This is a genomic window from Acidovorax sp. (assembly GCF_027492855.1).
Taxonomy (GTDB): domain Bacteria; phylum Pseudomonadota; class Gammaproteobacteria; order Burkholderiales; family Burkholderiaceae_C; genus Acidovorax.
Map to the genome: position 1 here is coordinate 43,754 of NZ_JAPUDY010000074.1, position 14,650 is coordinate 58,403.

Sequence of the window (14,650 nt, forward strand, 5' to 3'; positions counted from 1 at the left end):
TTAACTGAGGATTTCCATGTCCGGACATACCCCCCTGCCAGCCACCCCCATCGACCTGCCACTGCTGCCATTGCGCGATGTGGTGGTGTTCCCCCACATGGTGATCCCGCTCTTCGTGGGCCGCCCCAAGAGCATCAAGGCGCTTGAGATGGCCATGGAGGCCGACCGCCGCATCATGCTGGTCGCCCAGAAGGCGGCCGCCAAGGATGAGCCCTCGGTGTCGGACATGTTCGACGTCGGCTGCGTCTCCACCATCCTGCAGATGCTCAAGCTGCCCGATGGCACCGTGAAGGTGCTGGTCGAAGGCCAGCAGCGCGCGCTGGTGTCCTCCATCGAGGACACCGAGACACATTTCATGGCCACCGTCACGCCGGTAGAGGCCACGCCCGAGGCCAACAAGCCCAGCGAGATCGAGGCCCTGCGCCGCGCGGTGATGCAGCAGTTTGACCAGTACGTCAAGCTCAACAAGAAGATTCCGCCCGAGATACTCACCTCGATCTCCAGCATTGACGATCCCGGCCGCCTGGCAGACACCATTGCTGCCCACCTGCCGCTCAAGCTCGAAAACAAGCAGGTCGTGCTGGACTTGTCGGATGTGAAGGCGCGCCTCGAAAACCTGTTCGAGCAGCTCGACCGCGAGGTGGACATTCTCAACGTGGACAAGAAGATCCGTGGCCGCGTAAAGCGCCAGATGGAGAAGAACCAGCGCGACTTCTATCTGAACGAGCAGGTCAAGGCCATCCAGAAGGAACTGGGCGAGGGCGATGAAGGCGCCGACATCGACGAGATCGAGAAAAAGATCAAGCTCGCCAAGATGTCGGCTGAAGCGCGCAAGAAGGCCGAGGCCGAACTCAAGAAGCTCAAGCTCATGTCGCCCATGTCGGCCGAGGCCACGGTGGTGCGCAATTACATCGACGTGCTCACGGCGCTGCCGTGGAGCAAGAAGACCAAGATCAAGCACGACCTGCTCAATGCCGAGGGCGTGCTCAACGAAGACCATTTTGGCCTCGACAAGGTCAAGGACCGCATCCTCGAATACCTCGCGGTTCAGCAGCGCGTGGACAAGGTGAAGGCCCCCATCCTGTGCCTGGTGGGGCCTCCGGGCGTGGGCAAGACCTCGCTGGGGCAGTCCATCGCCAAGGCCACGGGCCGCAAGTACGTGCGCATGGCCTTGGGTGGCATGCGCGACGAGGCTGAGATCCGCGGGCACCGCCGCACCTACATTGGCGCACTGCCGGGCAAGGTGCTGCAGAGCCTCTCGAAGGTGGGAACGCGCAATCCGCTGTTTCTGCTGGATGAGATCGACAAGCTGGGCACCGACTTCCGGGGCGACCCTTCGAGCGCGCTGCTGGAGGTGCTGGACCCCGAGCAAAACCATACCTTCGGCGACCACTACGTCGAAGTTGACTTCGATCTGAGCGACGTGATGTTCGTCGCTACCTCGAACTCGATGAACATCCCGCCAGCCTTGCTCGACCGCATGGAAGTGATCCGCCTGTCGGGTTACACCGAGGACGAGAAGACCAGCATCGCCATGAAGTACCTGCTGCCCAAGCAGCTCAAGAACAATGGCGTGAAGGACGAAGAGCTGGAGATCACCGAGCCCGCCGTGCGCGACATGGTGCGCTACTACACGCGTGAAGCCGGTGTGCGCTCGCTGGAGCGTGAGCTGTCCAAGATCTGCCGCAAGGTAGTCAAGGGCCTGCAGCTCAAGAAGCTGGAACCCCAGGTGGTGGTAACGGCCGACAACCTGCCCGACTTTCTGGGTGTGCGCAAGTACACCTACGGCCGCGCTGAGCTGCAGAACCAGGTGGGGCAGGTGGTGGGCCTGGCCTGGACCGAAGTGGGCGGCGATCTGCTGACCATTGAGGCGGCCATCATGCCCGGCAAGGGCGTGATCACGCGCACCGGTTCTCTGGGCGATGTGATGAAGGAATCCGTCGAGGCAGCGCGCACCGTGGTGCGCAGCCGCTCGCGCATCCTGGGCATCAAGGACGAAGCGTTCGAAAAGCGCGACATCCACATCCACGTGCCCGATGGCGCCACGCCCAAGGACGGCCCGAGTGCGGGTGCCGCGATGACCACGGCGTTTGTCTCGGCCCTCACCGGCATTCCCGTGCGCGGCGATGTGGCCATGACGGGTGAGATCACGCTGCGTGGCGAGGTCACGGCCATTGGCGGGCTCAAGGAAAAGCTGTTGGCGGCCTTGCGTGGTGGTATCAAGACCGTGCTGATCCCTGAAGAGAACGTGAAGGACCTGGCTGATATTCCAGACAACGTGAAGAGCGGGTTGGAAATCGTGCCCGTGCGCTGGATCGACAAGGTGTTGGAGGTAGCGCTGGAGAGCAAGCCTGTGCCGCTGACAGACGAAGAAGTGGCCGTGGCAACGGCGGCTTCCGCAGAGAAGGCGGCCGTGTCATCGGCTGCTGCCGATGGTTTGAAACATTGACGCAAAAATTTCCGGAGAGCCCGAAAAAATGCGCTACAATTCATTCCATCGCAGCAAACGTTGTACAATGTGAGGCTTCGGTAAAATGCGGGAATAGCTCAGTTGGTAGAGCGCAACCTTGCCAAGGTTGAGGTCGAGAGTTCGAGACTCTTTTCCCGCTCCAATTTCCACAAAAAGGGAAGCGAATGCTTCCCTTTTTTGTCAGAGGAATGTGAATTCCTGGCGCGGTAGCAAAGCGGTTATGCCCCGGATTGCAAATCCGGTTAGTCCGGTTCGACTCCGGACCGCGCCTCCAGATTGGTGATTGGTGAATTTTTTGGCTTGCAATCGAATAGGGCCAAAAATAGCGATATAATTTGAGGCTTGCTGATTCGCTCTGATGGAAACATCGGGTGGGGCAGGCAAAATGCGGGAATAGCTCAGTTGGTAGAGCGCAACCTTGCCAAGGTTGAGGTCGAGAGTTCGAGACTCTTTTCCCGCTCCATATTCGTAAGGGAAGCTTCGGCTTCCCTTTTTTCTTGGTGGCGCAGGGAGCGTAGGTTTTTTTCTACCTGCGGCCTGTGTGGCCAGAGACACGACAGGGCATTGCGCGCATGCGCTGCCCGGGTTACGCTGCAATGCAGGTGTGCGCTCAGCAGCCGGCGCCCCGATGGTGAAATTGGTAGACACTGCGGACTTAAAATCCGCCGCTTTCCTGAAAAGGGGCGTGCCGGTTCGACCCCGGCTCGGGGCACCACTACGATTCAATCATGTCAAGTTACAACGCTCCCTTCGAAATCCATGTCCACGGACAGGTTCCCTTGCGCGCTGATGCGAGTTTTGACCAGCTCCAGGAGGCGCTCAAACCCTTGTGGAAGTACGCCGGTGCCCGATCGCTGGCCGATGGGGCTGCCAGTGCCTACGAGGAAGAGCCGGGCATCAAGTTCGATGCACAGGAGCATCTGCTGCAGATGTGCTGGACGGTGCGGGGGGACGAGGACTTTCGCCAGTCGCTCGACGAGATGTGCATGAGCCTCAATGAGCTGGCCGAGCAGGGCGCGGCCATCGAGGTCACGTTCTACGACGCCGACTTTGACGAGGAAGAGGAAGAAGAGGGCTCGGAGTCGCGCGACGACTTCGTCATGCTGTTCGTCGGCCCCACGCCTGCCGCCATCATGCAAGTGCAGCGCGATTTGCTGGTGCAGGACGTGGTGAACATGATGGAGCGCCATTTTGACGGCGCTGAATTGGGCGGTGTGGTCGCCGAGATCGACAAGCTTTTCAGCCAGCGTTTTGATGCTTTGGTGAACTCGCTGGAGATCGGCAAGCCTCCGCGCGGCCCCGGTGGCTCTGGCGGCGGCCATGGTGGCGGCGGCGGCGGTCGGCGCCCGCGCCATCTGCACTGAAATTAATCGCCGAGGCTCTGCAGGGCCTGGCCATGGCCCCGTGGCTCGTCTGTAGCCTTTCATGACCTCCGATCTTCCCTACCTGCGTTCCTACCCTGCGTCCTTGCAGGACCAGGCGCGCGATCTGCTGGCGCAAGGGCGCCTGGGTGCCATGCTGCTGCGCAAGTACCCGCGCGCCCATGCCGTGCGCAGCGACAAGGCGCTGTATGACTACGCGCAGGAACTCAAAGCACGCTACCTGCGCAATGCAGGCACGGTCAACAAGGTGCTGTTCGACAACAAGATCCATGTGGTTCGGCATGCGCTGGGCCTGCACACGGCGGTGTCGCGTGTGCAGGGCAATCGGCTGGCTGCCAAACACGAGATCCGTATTGCGGCCATGTTCAAGCAGGCGCCGGATGAGTTCTTGCGCATGATCGTGGTCCATGAGCTGGCCCATCTGCGCGAAAAAGACCACGACAAGGCCTTCTACCAGTTGTGCACGCACATGGAGCCGCAGTACCACCAGTACGAGTTCGATCTGCGGCTGTACCTCACGCATGTAGAGCATGCGGGGCAGCGGCTGTGGGGCGCCGACCCTTCGGACACGGCTTCGGAAATGCCTAGCCGCCAGCGCTTCTGATTGCTATCTATTTGATAGCTTTTTGCGCTTATTCATCAAGCGCTAGGGCACTATTTGGCTATCAATTTGCAGCCAGTCCTCGGCTTGATCAAGGCACGGACACCGTTTCGCAGGAGTCAGCGGGTAGATGAAGCCAGCGCTGTGCCGCAGCCTCCAGCATGCCCACTGGGCCGGTGGTCAGCAGGCGGACGGCGTTGGGCTGTGGTTTGGTGATGGTAGCCGCTGGGTGGAGTAAACCAGCGGCCTCCAGCAGCCGCCGGGTCTGGCGGGCCACGGGTTCACCGGTCTCGATGAACTGCACGTCCGGCCCCACCAGTGCGCGCAGTTCGTCGGCCACGAAGATGTAGTGGGTGCAGCCCAGCACCAGCGTATCGATCTGGCCCGCAGCCGTGCCGAAAGCGCCGCCCATGGCATGGATGTAGCGCTCGCACAAAGCGCCGGTTTCTGTAGCGTTTGCAGCGCTGCCGGGTGAGGGCAGGGGCTGTGCCACGCTGCGCTCAATGGCATGGGCCAGGCCGTCGCAGGGCTGCACCACAAAATGGGCCTGGCCGGCCAGCGAGGCCATCAGTTTGCCGAACTTGGCACTGGTGAGTGTGCCCCGGGTGCCGATCACCCCCACATGGCCGGTTTTCGTCACCGCGAGGGCAGGCTTGATGGCGGGCTCCAGGCCCACCAGAGGCAGGTGGGGGTGGCTGCTGCGCACCTCGTGGATAGCCGCTGCCGTGGCGGTGTTGCAGGCCACCACCAGGGCTTTGATGTCGTGCTGCGCGATCAGGTACTGCGTGATGGCGTGCGTGCGCGCACCCACATAGGCATCGCCGCGCTCGCCGTAGGGGGCGTTGGCGCTGTCGGCAAGGTACACGAAGCGCTCATCGGGCATCGCGGCCAGCAGCGCACGCAGCACGCTCAGCCCGCCGACGCCACTGTCAAATACACCGATGGGGGAGGAGGCTTGCGGCATCAAGGAACCAAGCTTTGGCAATGGAATGGGACAAGCGGTGGATTGTAGGAAAGACAGGGCCTGCCTGCTGGTGGGCCGACGGGCCGCAATGAAAAAACCGCCCGAAGGCGGTTTGGGCTTCAGAAAGGTGCGCGGGGCTCAGGCCGTGGCGACCCCGATGCCCTTGAACTCGCCCGAAGCAATGCGCTTTTGCCACTCGGCCGGGCCGGTGATGTGGGCGCTGGTGCCGCCGGCATCCACCGCCACGGTCACGGGCATGTCGACCATGTCGAATTCGTAGATGGCTTCCATGCCCAGGTCTTCAAAGCCCACGACCTTGGCGGTCTTGATGGCCTTGGAGACCAGGTAGGCGGCGCCGCCCACGGCCATGAGGTAGGCGCTTTTGTGCTTCTTGATGGCTTCGATGGCGACCGGGCCACGCTCGGCCTTGCCCACCATGGCGATCAGGCCGGTCTGGGCCAGCATCATCTCGGTGAAGCCGTCCATGCGGGTGGCGGTGGTGGGGCCTGCCGGGCCCACGGCCTCGCCCTTCACAGGGTCCACGGGGCCCACGTAGTAGATGACGCGGTTGGTGAAGTCCACGGGCAGCTTCTCGCCCTTGGCCAGCATGTCCTGGATGCGCTTGTGCGCGGCATCGCGGCCGGTCAGCATCTTGCCGCTCAGCAGCAGCGTGTCGCCGGGTTTCCAGCTGGCCACTTCTTCCTTGGTCAGGGTGTCGAGGTTGACCTTCTTGCTCTTGTTGTAGTCGGGCGCCCAGTCCACGTTGGGCCACAGGTCCAGGCTCGGGGGCGTGAGGTACACGGGGCCCGAGCCATCCATCACGAAGTGCGCATGGCGCGTGGCCGCGCAGTTGGGGATCATCGCGATGGGCTTGCTGGCCGCGTGCGTGGGGTACATCTTGATCTTGACGTCCAGCACGGTGGTCAGGCCGCCCAGGCCTTGGGCGCCAATGCCCAGGGCGTTGACCTTGTTAAACAGCTCCAGGCGCAGCTCCTCGACCTTGTCGAGCGCGGGGCCGCCGGTCTTGGCGGCTTCGGCCTTGGCCTGCAGCTCGTACATGTCCAGGTCGTCCATCAGGCTTTCCTTGGCCATCAGCACCGCCTTCTCGGCCGTGCCGCCAATGCCAATGCCCAGCATGCCGGGTGGGCACCAGCCCGCGCCCATGGTGGGCACGGTTTTAAGCACCCAATCGACCACGTTGTCGCCGGGGTTGAGCATGTACATCTTGGACTTGTTCTCCGAGCCGCCGCCCTTGGCCGCCACGGTGATGTCCACTGTGTTGCCGGGCACGATCTCGGTGAAGATCACGGCGGGGGTGTTGTCCTTGGTGTTCTTGCGGGCGAACTGCGGGTCGGCCACCACGCTGGCGCGCAGGGTGTTGTCGGGGTGGTTATAGCCCCGGCGCACGCCTTCGTTGATGGCGTCGTCCAAGCTGCCGCTGAAGCCTTCCCAGCGCACGTCCATGCCCACTTTCAGGAACACGTTGACGATGCCGGTGTCCTGGCAGATGGGGCGCTGGCCGGTGGCGCTCATCTTGCTGTTGGTCAAGATCTGCGCAATCGCGTCCTTGGCGGCCGGGCTTTGCTCGCGCTCATAGGCGCGGGCCAGATGGGCGATGTAGTCGGTGGGGTGGTAGTAGCTGATGTATTGCAGGGCCGCCGCAATGGACTCGACGAGGTCGTCGTATCGGATGTTCGTGGTCATGGTGGGTTTTTTTGGGAGAAGAAGAACAAACCCCCCAATTATCGCCGCCTGCCTTTCGCCATCCTGATGCGAGGGCATGCGCCTGATTTTGGGCATGAATCGCTCGCATTGGCTTCGCAGAGGCTTCCTGCTTTCGAGCAGCCCGGCCAGGCAGATGGCGCCCGCTTACGACTCGCTGAGGCTTCCAATGACTGAAGGCGCGAAGTCGGCTGTGCCCTCAGGTTTGTCGCCCCGAGACCAGGCCAGCAGCGTGTCTGGAGGCATGGGCCTGGCGTAGAAAAAGCCCTGCAGTTCGTCGCAGCGCATGCCCAGCAAAATGTCGCGCTGGCCGCTGGTTTCAACCCCTTCGGCAACTACGCGCAGGCCCAGTGCGTGGGCAAGCCGCACCACGGCATCGACCACGGCGCGTGCGTCTTCCTGGTGTTCCAGGTCACTCACAAAACTGCGGTCAATTTTGAGCTGCTTGGCGGGCAGTTGGCGCAAGTAGTTGAGGCTGGAGTAGCCCGTGCCAAAGTCGTCGATCGACAAAAAGACGCCGATGCGGGCCAGCCCTTCGAACGCCCGCTGCGTGGCCTGGGTGTCCTCCATGGCGACGGATTCCGTGATTTCGCACAGCAGTTGCGATGCATCCACGCCGTGGAGCGCAAGCGCGGCCCCGATGCGCTCGGCGAGCCCGCTTTCGCGCAGCTGGTGCACAGACAGATTGATGGAGACACGCATGCGCAGGCCGCTGCGTGCCCAGTCCGCCATCTGGCGGCAGGCCTCGTCGATGACCCAGGCGCCCAATTGATTGATGATCCCAAAGCGCTCGGCCAGCGCGATGAAGACCAGGGGGCTCACCATGCCACGTTCGGGGTGCTTCCAGCGCAACAGTGCTTCCACGCCGTTGATCCGCCCGCGCTTGCCGTCGATTTTGGGTTGGTAGTGCAAGGACAGCTGACCGCGCTTGAGTGCATGGCGCAGGTCGTTTTGAAGCTCCAACTGGTCGGATGCGTTCGAGCCCATGTGGGGCTCGAACATGGCGTAGCAGTTGCCCCCGGCGTGTTTGGCTGCGTACATGGCTGCGTCGGCATTGGCGACCAGTTTGTTGCGATCGCCGTGGTCCGGGTGAACCACCACGCCAATCGAGCATGAGATCTGTACCTGCTTGCCCGACACTTCAAACGGCTGGGAGAGGGCCGCGAGAACGCGGTTGGCTACGACAACGCAGTCGGCCGCATTGTTCACGTCTTCCAGCAAAAGCAAAAACTCGTCGCCCCCTACGCGGGCCACGGTGTCGCTCTCTCTCGCCTCTAAGCGCAGGCGGTCGGCGCTACCGGCCAAGATGGCATCTCCTGCGGCATGCCCAAAGGAATCGTTGATGGGCTTGAACCCGTCCAGGTCCACAAACAATACCGCCAGGCGTTCTTCCACGCGGTGGTGGTTGGCGCGCTCCAGGCGCAGCAGAGCGTGAATCAGTCGGTCTTCAAACAGCAGGCGGTTGGGCAGCCCTGTCAGCACATCGGAAAAAGCGCGTTGCTGCAGTTCGGCATTGGCGCTTTTCAGCTTGGCATTGCTCTCCTGGAGCGAATCGGTGAGCAGGCGCGCCGTGTTTTGCAGCCGGGCGTCCATGATGGATGTGAACAGAGTGCTGATGAGCAGCATGCCCGTGGCGATGATGATCACCGCCGTCAGGCCTGAGCCCCCCAGCGCGTGCGCGCTGAGGCAGACACTGCCTTTGGGGAAATTGGCGGCAGCCATGCCGGTGTAATGCATGCCGCAGATTGCTACCGCCATGGCGACCGACGCCAGCCCTTGGTAGAGCGGCCGCTGCGCGTTGTCCACCTTGAGCAGCAAATGGAAAAGCGACAGGGCCGACGCCGACGCCAGCACGGCCACTACCGCCGACAGCGCCACCAGTTTCCAGTTCCACACAATGGGCAGTGACATGTCCATGGCTTGCATGCCGGTGTAGTGCATGGCGCAGATGCCACCCCCCATGGCCACTGCGCCGACGGCAAGCTGCCACACGCGAAACTGCGGCAGGCTGGCAATGCCGAGCGCCACAGCGGATGCAACCACTGCCGCCACCCAGGACAGCAGGGTCAGCATGCCGGTGTAGCCCAGGGTGATGGGCAAGCGAAACGCCAACATGCCCAGAAAATGCATGGCCCAGATGCCCGTGCCCATCACCAGCGACCCCGCAGCCCACCAGTAGAGACCGATGCGGCGCTGTGCCGTGCGCACGCGCCGTGCCAGGTCCAGCGTCACAAACGATGCCAACACCGCAATGGCGAACGAGGCCGCCACGACCAGCAGATCGTGGCTGGAAGCCATGAAGGTCACCGAGGGTGGCGGTATGTCGGGAAACATGCGAAAAGAAAAGAGAAAGGGCCGACCGTTAAAAAAAACGATGGGACAACGATACCGGTAGGCGGCAGGTTTGGCTATGAGTTCAAGTGCACGAAAAAGCCACACCCAGCCATGCGAATCCGGGGATCGAACCCGTTTGCATGGGGGTTCTTGTAGAGGTTTGAACGCAGTGTCTGCAGAACCTGTGGCCCTGGCTGAAAACGATTGCGATGGTGGTGGGCATTGGCATGCCCATGCAGCGCATCGGCTTGTACTTCGCTATTCTCGGGTTTTAAATGAGAATGTGTTTTGTTTGCATGGCGCCTGGGTTCTCATCCGTGGCGTCGGAAAGTCGCAGGTCTGAGCGCCTTTTTTTCTTCTTCTGTGGCATGTATTTTTTTGACGACGGAGACTCAGAGACATGAACACCCGCACCGAGCGTGACACTTTCGGCCCCATCGAGGTGCCTTCCGACAAACTGTGGGGCGCGCAAACGCAGCGCTCGCTGCAAAATTTCGACATCTCCGGCGAGCAGCAGCCGCGCGAGATCATCAAGGCGCTGGCCCAGGTCAAGCGTGCATCGGCCGTGGTCAACCATGCCCTGGGTTTGCAGGACGCAAAGAAGACCGAGGCCATCGTGGCCGCCGCCGACGAGGTGATTGCGGGCAAGCACCGGGGCGAGTTCCCGCTGGTGGTGTGGCAGACGGGCTCGGGCACGCAGACCAACATGAACGTCAACGAAGTGCTGGCCAATCGCGCCAGCGAGATCCTGGGCGGTGAGCGCGGCGAAGGCCGCCTGGTGCACCCCAACGACGACGTGAACCGCAGCCAGTCGAGCAACGACGTGTTCCCCACCGCCATGCATGTGGCCGCCGTGGAAGCCCTCACGCACAAGCTGCTGCCTGCCATTGCCAAACTGCGATCGACGCTGGACAAGAAGGCCAAAGAGTTCGACGGCATCGTCAAGATCGGCCGCACCCATCTGCAAGACGCAACCCCGCTCACGCTGGGCCAGGAGTTTTCGGGCTATGTGGCCCAGCTCGACCATGGCGAGCGCCACGTGCGCACCGCGTTGCCGCACCTGTACGAACTGGCCCTGGGTGGCACCGCCGTGGGCACGGGCCTGAACGCCCCCAAGGGCTACGCCGAGCAGTCTGCTGCCGAGCTGGCCCGCCTGACGGGCCTGCCCTTCGTCACCGCGCCCAACAAGTTCGAGGCCCTGGCCGCCATGGATGGCCTGGTGCATGCGCACGGTGCCCTGAAGACCCTGGCTGCCAGCATGATGAAAATCGCCAACGACGTGCGCTGGCTGGCCAGCGGCCCGCGCAGCGGCATCGGCGAGCTGAGCATTCCTGAAAACGAGCCCGGCTCATCCATCATGCCGGGCAAGGTCAACCCCACCCAGAGCGAAGCCGTGACCATGCTGGCCGCCCAGGTGTTCGGCAACGACGTGGCGATCAACTTCGGTGGTGCCTCGGGCAATTTCGAGCTCAACGTGTTCCGCCCTATGGTGGCCTACAACTTCCTGCAAAGCGTGCGCCTGCTGGCCGACGGGATGGTGAGCTTCAACGACCAGTGCGCCGTGGGCATCGAGCCCAACCGCGAACGCATTGCCGAGCTCGTGGATCGCTCGCTGATGCTGGTGACGGCGCTCAACACGCACATCGGCTACGACAAGGCGGCTTTCATTGCCAAGAAAGCGCACAAGGAGGGCACCAGCTTGCGTGAAGCGGCCGTGGCCTCGGGTTATGTGACGGGCGAGGAGTTTGATCGGTGGGTGGTGCCCGCACAGATGGTGGGGCGCTGACGCGGGCGCGGCGTGCGCGCTGGTGCGTGCGTGGTGAATGGGTGATGAAAATGGCCGCTAGCGCTTTAGTATCAAGCGCAAGCCGCTATCAAAATTGATGGCTATGCCTTTTCAGACGGTGGGCCGTATCGGTTGTCGCCCATGGTTTCGGCCCGCGCATCGGAGGTTTCCTGCTGCGCCAGCGCTTCGAGCTGTTCTTGCAGGTAGATGACGATGCTGCGCTGGTGGATGCCGATGATGCCCTCGCGCTCCATCCACTTGAGTTCCACGTTGATGCGTTGGCGCGAACCTCCCAGCAGTTGCGCCAGCTCGTCCTGCACCAGCGACAAACCGATGGCGCCGCGCTGGCCTGGCACGGTGGGGCGCTCTCCAAAGCGGCGCAGCACGTGCAGCAACTGCTTGGCCAGCCGTGCGCGCAGGGGCAGGGTGGCCATGTCTTCCATCATCCAATACAAGTAGCGCATGCGGCGTGCCTGCAGCGTGAGCAGGGCTTCGCCGAAGGCAGAGTGCTGGCGCAGCAATTGGCGGAACGCTTCCTCGGCCACGCTGAGTACCGTGGTGGGGCCGTGGGCATGCGCGTCGTAGGTATTGGGCCCACCGTGCAGCACCTCGGCCTCGCCCACCCAGATGCCGGGTTCCACATAGGCCAACGTCACCGGCCTGCCCGCACGGGTTGTGCGCCGAAAACGGATGGCGCCGCTGGCGCAGGTAAACCAGTCCTGGGCCGGGCCGCCCTGTTCCACGATCAACTGGCCGTGCGCATAGCGTGTGACGCGGCCCAGCCGAAAAATGTCATGCCGCAGCGAGGGTGTGAGCGCGGCAAACCACCGCCCCCGGTTGATGGCCTCGCGCTCGGGCTGGGTCAGAAGGGGGCGGTCGGGGTCGCGTTCGGTGCTGGCGGCGCTCGCGTTGGCGGCGGACTCGGGCTGGTTGTTGACGGACATGGTGGCGGGGGGCTCTCTGTGCACATGGCCGGTCTATCCCTGCGCGGTGCATCGCTGACAGGGGCAAATGCGAAAGTGCCAGTTTAGCGGTGCAGGCTCTGCACGTGGCCACACCTGTGCAACTGGGTTGGGGTGTTGGTCAGCGTGATGCTGATGGTGAGCGGCACGCCCCCCACCGGGGTGGATGAGCCGATGGAGCTGCGGATGTCCGAGCGCACGATGCCGCTGAGCGCCAGCACGTTGTAGGTGTTGTTGCTGGCCGTGGAGCCGTCGGCGGGATAGGGGCCAGCGGTTTCTTCGGAAACGACCGAGCAGGTGGTGGTCGTGGTCCCTGTGCCTGTGCCAGTCCCTGTTCCGGTCCCGGTCCCGGTTCCCGTGCCTGTACCGGTATCGGTATCGGTATCGGTGCTGCTGGTGTCGTCGCTGCCGCCACCGCAGCCCAGCAGGGCGGCTACGCCCAGCGAGCCCAGGGTGCTGAGTGCAAGGCGGCGGTTGGCGGGGGGCGGTGTGGTTGCCAGCGCGGGGGCTGAAATGTGGTCCATGGGTTTCTCCTTCGGGTGGGTGGTATGGCCTGCACTGTGCCGCCCGAATGAGGAGAAATTAGGGAGCGCTGGTTGCGCTCAGTGAAGATGGATCGGATTGAATTGCTTCACTTTTGATAGCTTCTAGCGCTTATGCATAAAGCGCTAGTGGCCATTTTTGCTTGTATTTTTCATCCGCTACACGCCAGGCCGGTCAGGCCGAGGCGTGCGGGGCGCTGGCTCAATCAATGTTTGTCGGCGGCGGGGTGCGACATCAGCCGATCGGTGAGTGCAATGGCCAGTGCGCTGAGCAGGAACACGGTGTGGATGATGGTCTGCCACATCAGCACCTTGAGGTCGTAGTTGGCTGCGTTGATGAAGGTCTTGAGCAGGTGAATCGAGCTGATGCCAATGATGGCGGTGGCCAGCTTGACCTTGAGCACCGAGGCGTTCACGTGGCTCAGCCACTCGGGCTGGTCGGGGTGGTCTTCAAGGTGCAGGCGCGAGACGAAGGTTTCGTAGCCGCCCACAATCACCATGATCAGCAGGTTGGAGATCATGACCACGTCGATCAGTGCCAGCACCACCAGCATGATGATGGTCTCGTTGAGCGCCGTGACCTGGTAGTCGCTTTTGTAGCCAATGCTGGACACCAGGCTTTGCAGCGCCGTGGTGTTGCCAAAAGCGGCTTCGATCAGGTGGACCAGCTCCACCCAGAAATGAAACACATACACCGCCTGCGCCAGGATCAGGCCCAGGTACAGCGGCAATTGCAGCCACCGGCTGGCGAAGATCATCGAGGGCAGGGGGCGCAGGGGCGCGGGGGTGTGGGGTTTGGGGGAGGACATGTCGCGCGCAAAAGGTTGGGGAGGCGCGATTTTAGGCGGCGTGCGTGGCAACCCCGTGTCGGGTAAGCCGGTGGCTGGGGCGGGGGAGGGCTTTGTCATCGGAGCCTGTAAGCTTCGTGCCAGTCAGTGGCCTGTAAGTGCCGCGTCCGAAAGTACCGGCCAATTTCATTAGAACCTGGAGACAAACCCATGAGTGCGCCCACATCCGCCATCGAATCCGTGCTGGTCGAGAACCGTGTGTTCCCGCCGTCAGACGCTATCGTCAAGGCCGCCCGCGTGTCCGGCATGGCCGGGTACGACGCGCTGTGCGCCGAGGCCGAGAAGGATTTCGAAGGCTTCTGGGCGCGCCAGGCACAGGGCAACCTGCAGTGGACCAAGCCCTTCACCCGCACGCTGGATGAGTCCAACGCGCCGTTCTTCCAGTGGTTTGCCGACGGCGAACTCAACGCCTCGGCCAACTGCCTGGACCGCCACATCGGCACCCCCACCGAAAACAAGACGGCCATCATTTTTGAAGCCGACGATGGCACCGTCACCAAGATCACCTACAAGGAACTGCTGGCCCGCGTGAGCCAGTTCGCCAACGCGCTGAAGGCCCATGGCGTGGCCAAGGGCGACCGCGTGCTGATCTACATGCCCATGACCATCGAGGGCGTGATCGCCATGCAGGCCTGCGCCCGCATCGGCGCCACCCACAGCGTGGTGTTCGGCGGCTTCAGTGCCAAGGCCGTGCACGAACGCATCATCGACGCCGGTGCCGTGGCCGTGATCACCGCCAACTACCAGATGCGCGGTGGCAAGGAGCTGCCGCTCAAGGCCATCATCGACGAAGCCCTGGCCATGGGCGGCTGCGACACCATCCGCAATGTGTTCGTGTACCAGCGCACGGCCACGGCCTGCGCCATAGTGGCCGGGCGCGACAAGACCTTTGCCGAAGCGCTGCAAGGCCAGAGCAACGAATGCGCCCCCGTGGCCGTGGGCGCCGAGCACCCGCTGTTCATCCTCTACACCAGTGGCTCCACAGGCAAGCCCAAGGGCGTGCAGCACAGCACCGGCGGCTACCTGCTGTGGGCCAAGA

11 protein-coding genes and 4 tRNA genes are annotated in these 14,650 nt (G+C 62.9%); 9 read left to right on the forward strand and 6 right to left on the reverse strand.

Going from position 1 to position 14,650, the window contains the following annotated elements:
* Positions 1–16 precede the first annotated feature (16 nt).
* From lon to Q0105_RS14940, 7 genes are all read left to right on the forward strand, one after another.
* Complete coding sequence (gene lon, locus Q0105_RS14910; protein ID WP_298212920.1) at positions 17–2,449, forward strand: endopeptidase La; 2,433 nt, start codon at positions 17–19, stop codon at positions 2,447–2,449.
* Positions 2,450–2,536: 87 nt separating this feature from the next.
* Positions 2,537–2,612, forward strand: a tRNA-Gly gene (locus Q0105_RS14915).
* Positions 2,613–2,670: 58 nt separating this feature from the next.
* Positions 2,671–2,744, forward strand: a tRNA-Cys gene (locus Q0105_RS14920).
* Between the two features lie 113 nt (positions 2,745–2,857).
* Positions 2,858–2,933: transfer RNA gene (locus tag Q0105_RS14925), tRNA-Gly, on the forward strand.
* Between the two features lie 159 nt (positions 2,934–3,092).
* Positions 3,093–3,185: transfer RNA gene (locus Q0105_RS14930), tRNA-Leu, on the forward strand.
* Positions 3,186–3,198: 13 nt separating this feature from the next.
* Positions 3,199–3,834, forward strand: coding sequence for a DUF6806 family protein (locus Q0105_RS14935; RefSeq protein WP_298212921.1), 636 nt, complete (start codon positions 3,199–3,201; stop codon positions 3,832–3,834).
* Positions 3,835–3,895: 61 nt separating this feature from the next.
* Positions 3,896–4,456 carry a M48 family metallopeptidase gene (locus tag Q0105_RS14940; RefSeq protein ID WP_298212922.1) on the forward strand — a complete coding sequence of 187 codons (561 nt, stop codon included), beginning with the start codon at positions 3,896–3,898 and terminating at the stop codon, positions 4,454–4,456.
* Positions 4,457–4,544: 88 nt separating this feature from the next.
* On the opposite strand, the gene Q0105_RS14945 is transcribed toward Q0105_RS14940, so the two are convergent.
* The 3 genes from Q0105_RS14945 to Q0105_RS14955 all read right to left on the reverse strand — a co-directional run bounded on the left by Q0105_RS14945 (position 4,545) and on the right by Q0105_RS14955 (position 9,437).
* Entirely contained in the window at positions 4,545–5,417 is an 873-nt protein-coding gene (locus Q0105_RS14945) for a glutamate racemase (RefSeq protein WP_298212923.1), read from the reverse strand.
* 138 nt (positions 5,418–5,555) lie between these two features.
* Positions 5,556–7,121: a fumarate hydratase gene (locus Q0105_RS14950; protein ID WP_298212924.1), complete on the reverse strand. Its 1,566-nt coding sequence runs from the start codon at positions 7,119–7,121 to the stop codon at positions 5,556–5,558.
* A 165-nt stretch (positions 7,122–7,286) separates the two neighbouring features.
* On the reverse strand, positions 7,287–9,437 hold the full coding sequence (locus tag Q0105_RS14955; RefSeq protein ID WP_298212925.1) for an EAL domain-containing protein: 2,151 nt from the start codon (positions 9,435–9,437) through the stop codon (positions 7,287–7,289).
* Positions 9,438–9,873: 436 nt separating this feature from the next.
* Here Q0105_RS14955 and fumC point away from each other — a divergent pair, with 436 nt between their 5' ends.
* Positions 9,874–11,259 carry a class II fumarate hydratase gene (gene fumC, locus Q0105_RS14960; RefSeq protein ID WP_298212926.1) on the forward strand — a complete coding sequence of 462 codons (1,386 nt, stop codon included), beginning with the start codon at positions 9,874–9,876 and terminating at the stop codon, positions 11,257–11,259.
* A 101-nt stretch (positions 11,260–11,360) separates the two neighbouring features.
* Here the strand turns inward: fumC and Q0105_RS14965 are convergent, their stop codons facing one another.
* From Q0105_RS14965 to Q0105_RS14975, 3 genes are all read right to left on the reverse strand, one after another.
* Positions 11,361–12,203, reverse strand: a complete 843-nt coding sequence (locus Q0105_RS14965; RefSeq protein WP_298212927.1) for a Crp/Fnr family transcriptional regulator — start codon at positions 12,201–12,203, stop codon at positions 11,361–11,363.
* Positions 12,204–12,286: 83 nt separating this feature from the next.
* Positions 12,287–12,745: a hypothetical protein gene (locus tag Q0105_RS14970; protein ID WP_298212928.1), complete on the reverse strand. Its 459-nt coding sequence runs from the start codon at positions 12,743–12,745 to the stop codon at positions 12,287–12,289.
* A 224-nt stretch (positions 12,746–12,969) separates the two neighbouring features.
* Positions 12,970–13,572, reverse strand: coding sequence for a TIGR00645 family protein (locus Q0105_RS14975; RefSeq protein WP_298212929.1), 603 nt, complete (start codon positions 13,570–13,572; stop codon positions 12,970–12,972).
* Positions 13,573–13,761: 189 nt separating this feature from the next.
* Here Q0105_RS14975 and Q0105_RS14980 point away from each other — a divergent pair.
* Positions 13,762–14,650, forward strand: an 889-nt coding sequence (locus Q0105_RS14980; RefSeq protein WP_298212930.1) for an AMP-binding protein, incomplete at its 3' end; no start/stop codon positions are given.

Coding starts and splice junctions, on each gene's coding strand:
- Q0105_RS14945 (WP_298212923.1), bottom strand. CDS start 5,417: ATGCCGCAAGCCTCCTCCCCCATCGGTGTATTTGACAGTGGCGTCGGC.
- Q0105_RS14935 (WP_298212921.1), top strand. CDS start 3,199: ATGTCAAGTTACAACGCTCCCTTCGAAATCCATGTCCACGGACAGGTT.
- Q0105_RS14975 (WP_298212929.1), bottom strand. CDS start 13,572: ATGTCCTCCCCCAAACCCCACACCCCCGCGCCCCTGCGCCCCCTGCCC.
- Q0105_RS14940 (WP_298212922.1), top strand. CDS start 3,896: ATGACCTCCGATCTTCCCTACCTGCGTTCCTACCCTGCGTCCTTGCAG.
- lon (WP_298212920.1), top strand. CDS start 17: ATGTCCGGACATACCCCCCTGCCAGCCACCCCCATCGACCTGCCACTG.
- Q0105_RS14970 (WP_298212928.1), bottom strand. CDS start 12,745: ATGGACCACATTTCAGCCCCCGCGCTGGCAACCACACCGCCCCCCGCC.
- fumC (WP_298212926.1), top strand. CDS start 9,874: ATGAACACCCGCACCGAGCGTGACACTTTCGGCCCCATCGAGGTGCCT.
- Q0105_RS14965 (WP_298212927.1), bottom strand. CDS start 12,203: ATGTCCGTCAACAACCAGCCCGAGTCCGCCGCCAACGCGAGCGCCGCC.
- Q0105_RS14950 (WP_298212924.1), bottom strand. CDS start 7,121: ATGACCACGAACATCCGATACGACGACCTCGTCGAGTCCATTGCGGCG.
- Q0105_RS14955 (WP_298212925.1), bottom strand. CDS start 9,437: ATGGCTTCCAGCCACGATCTGCTGGTCGTGGCGGCCTCGTTCGCCATT.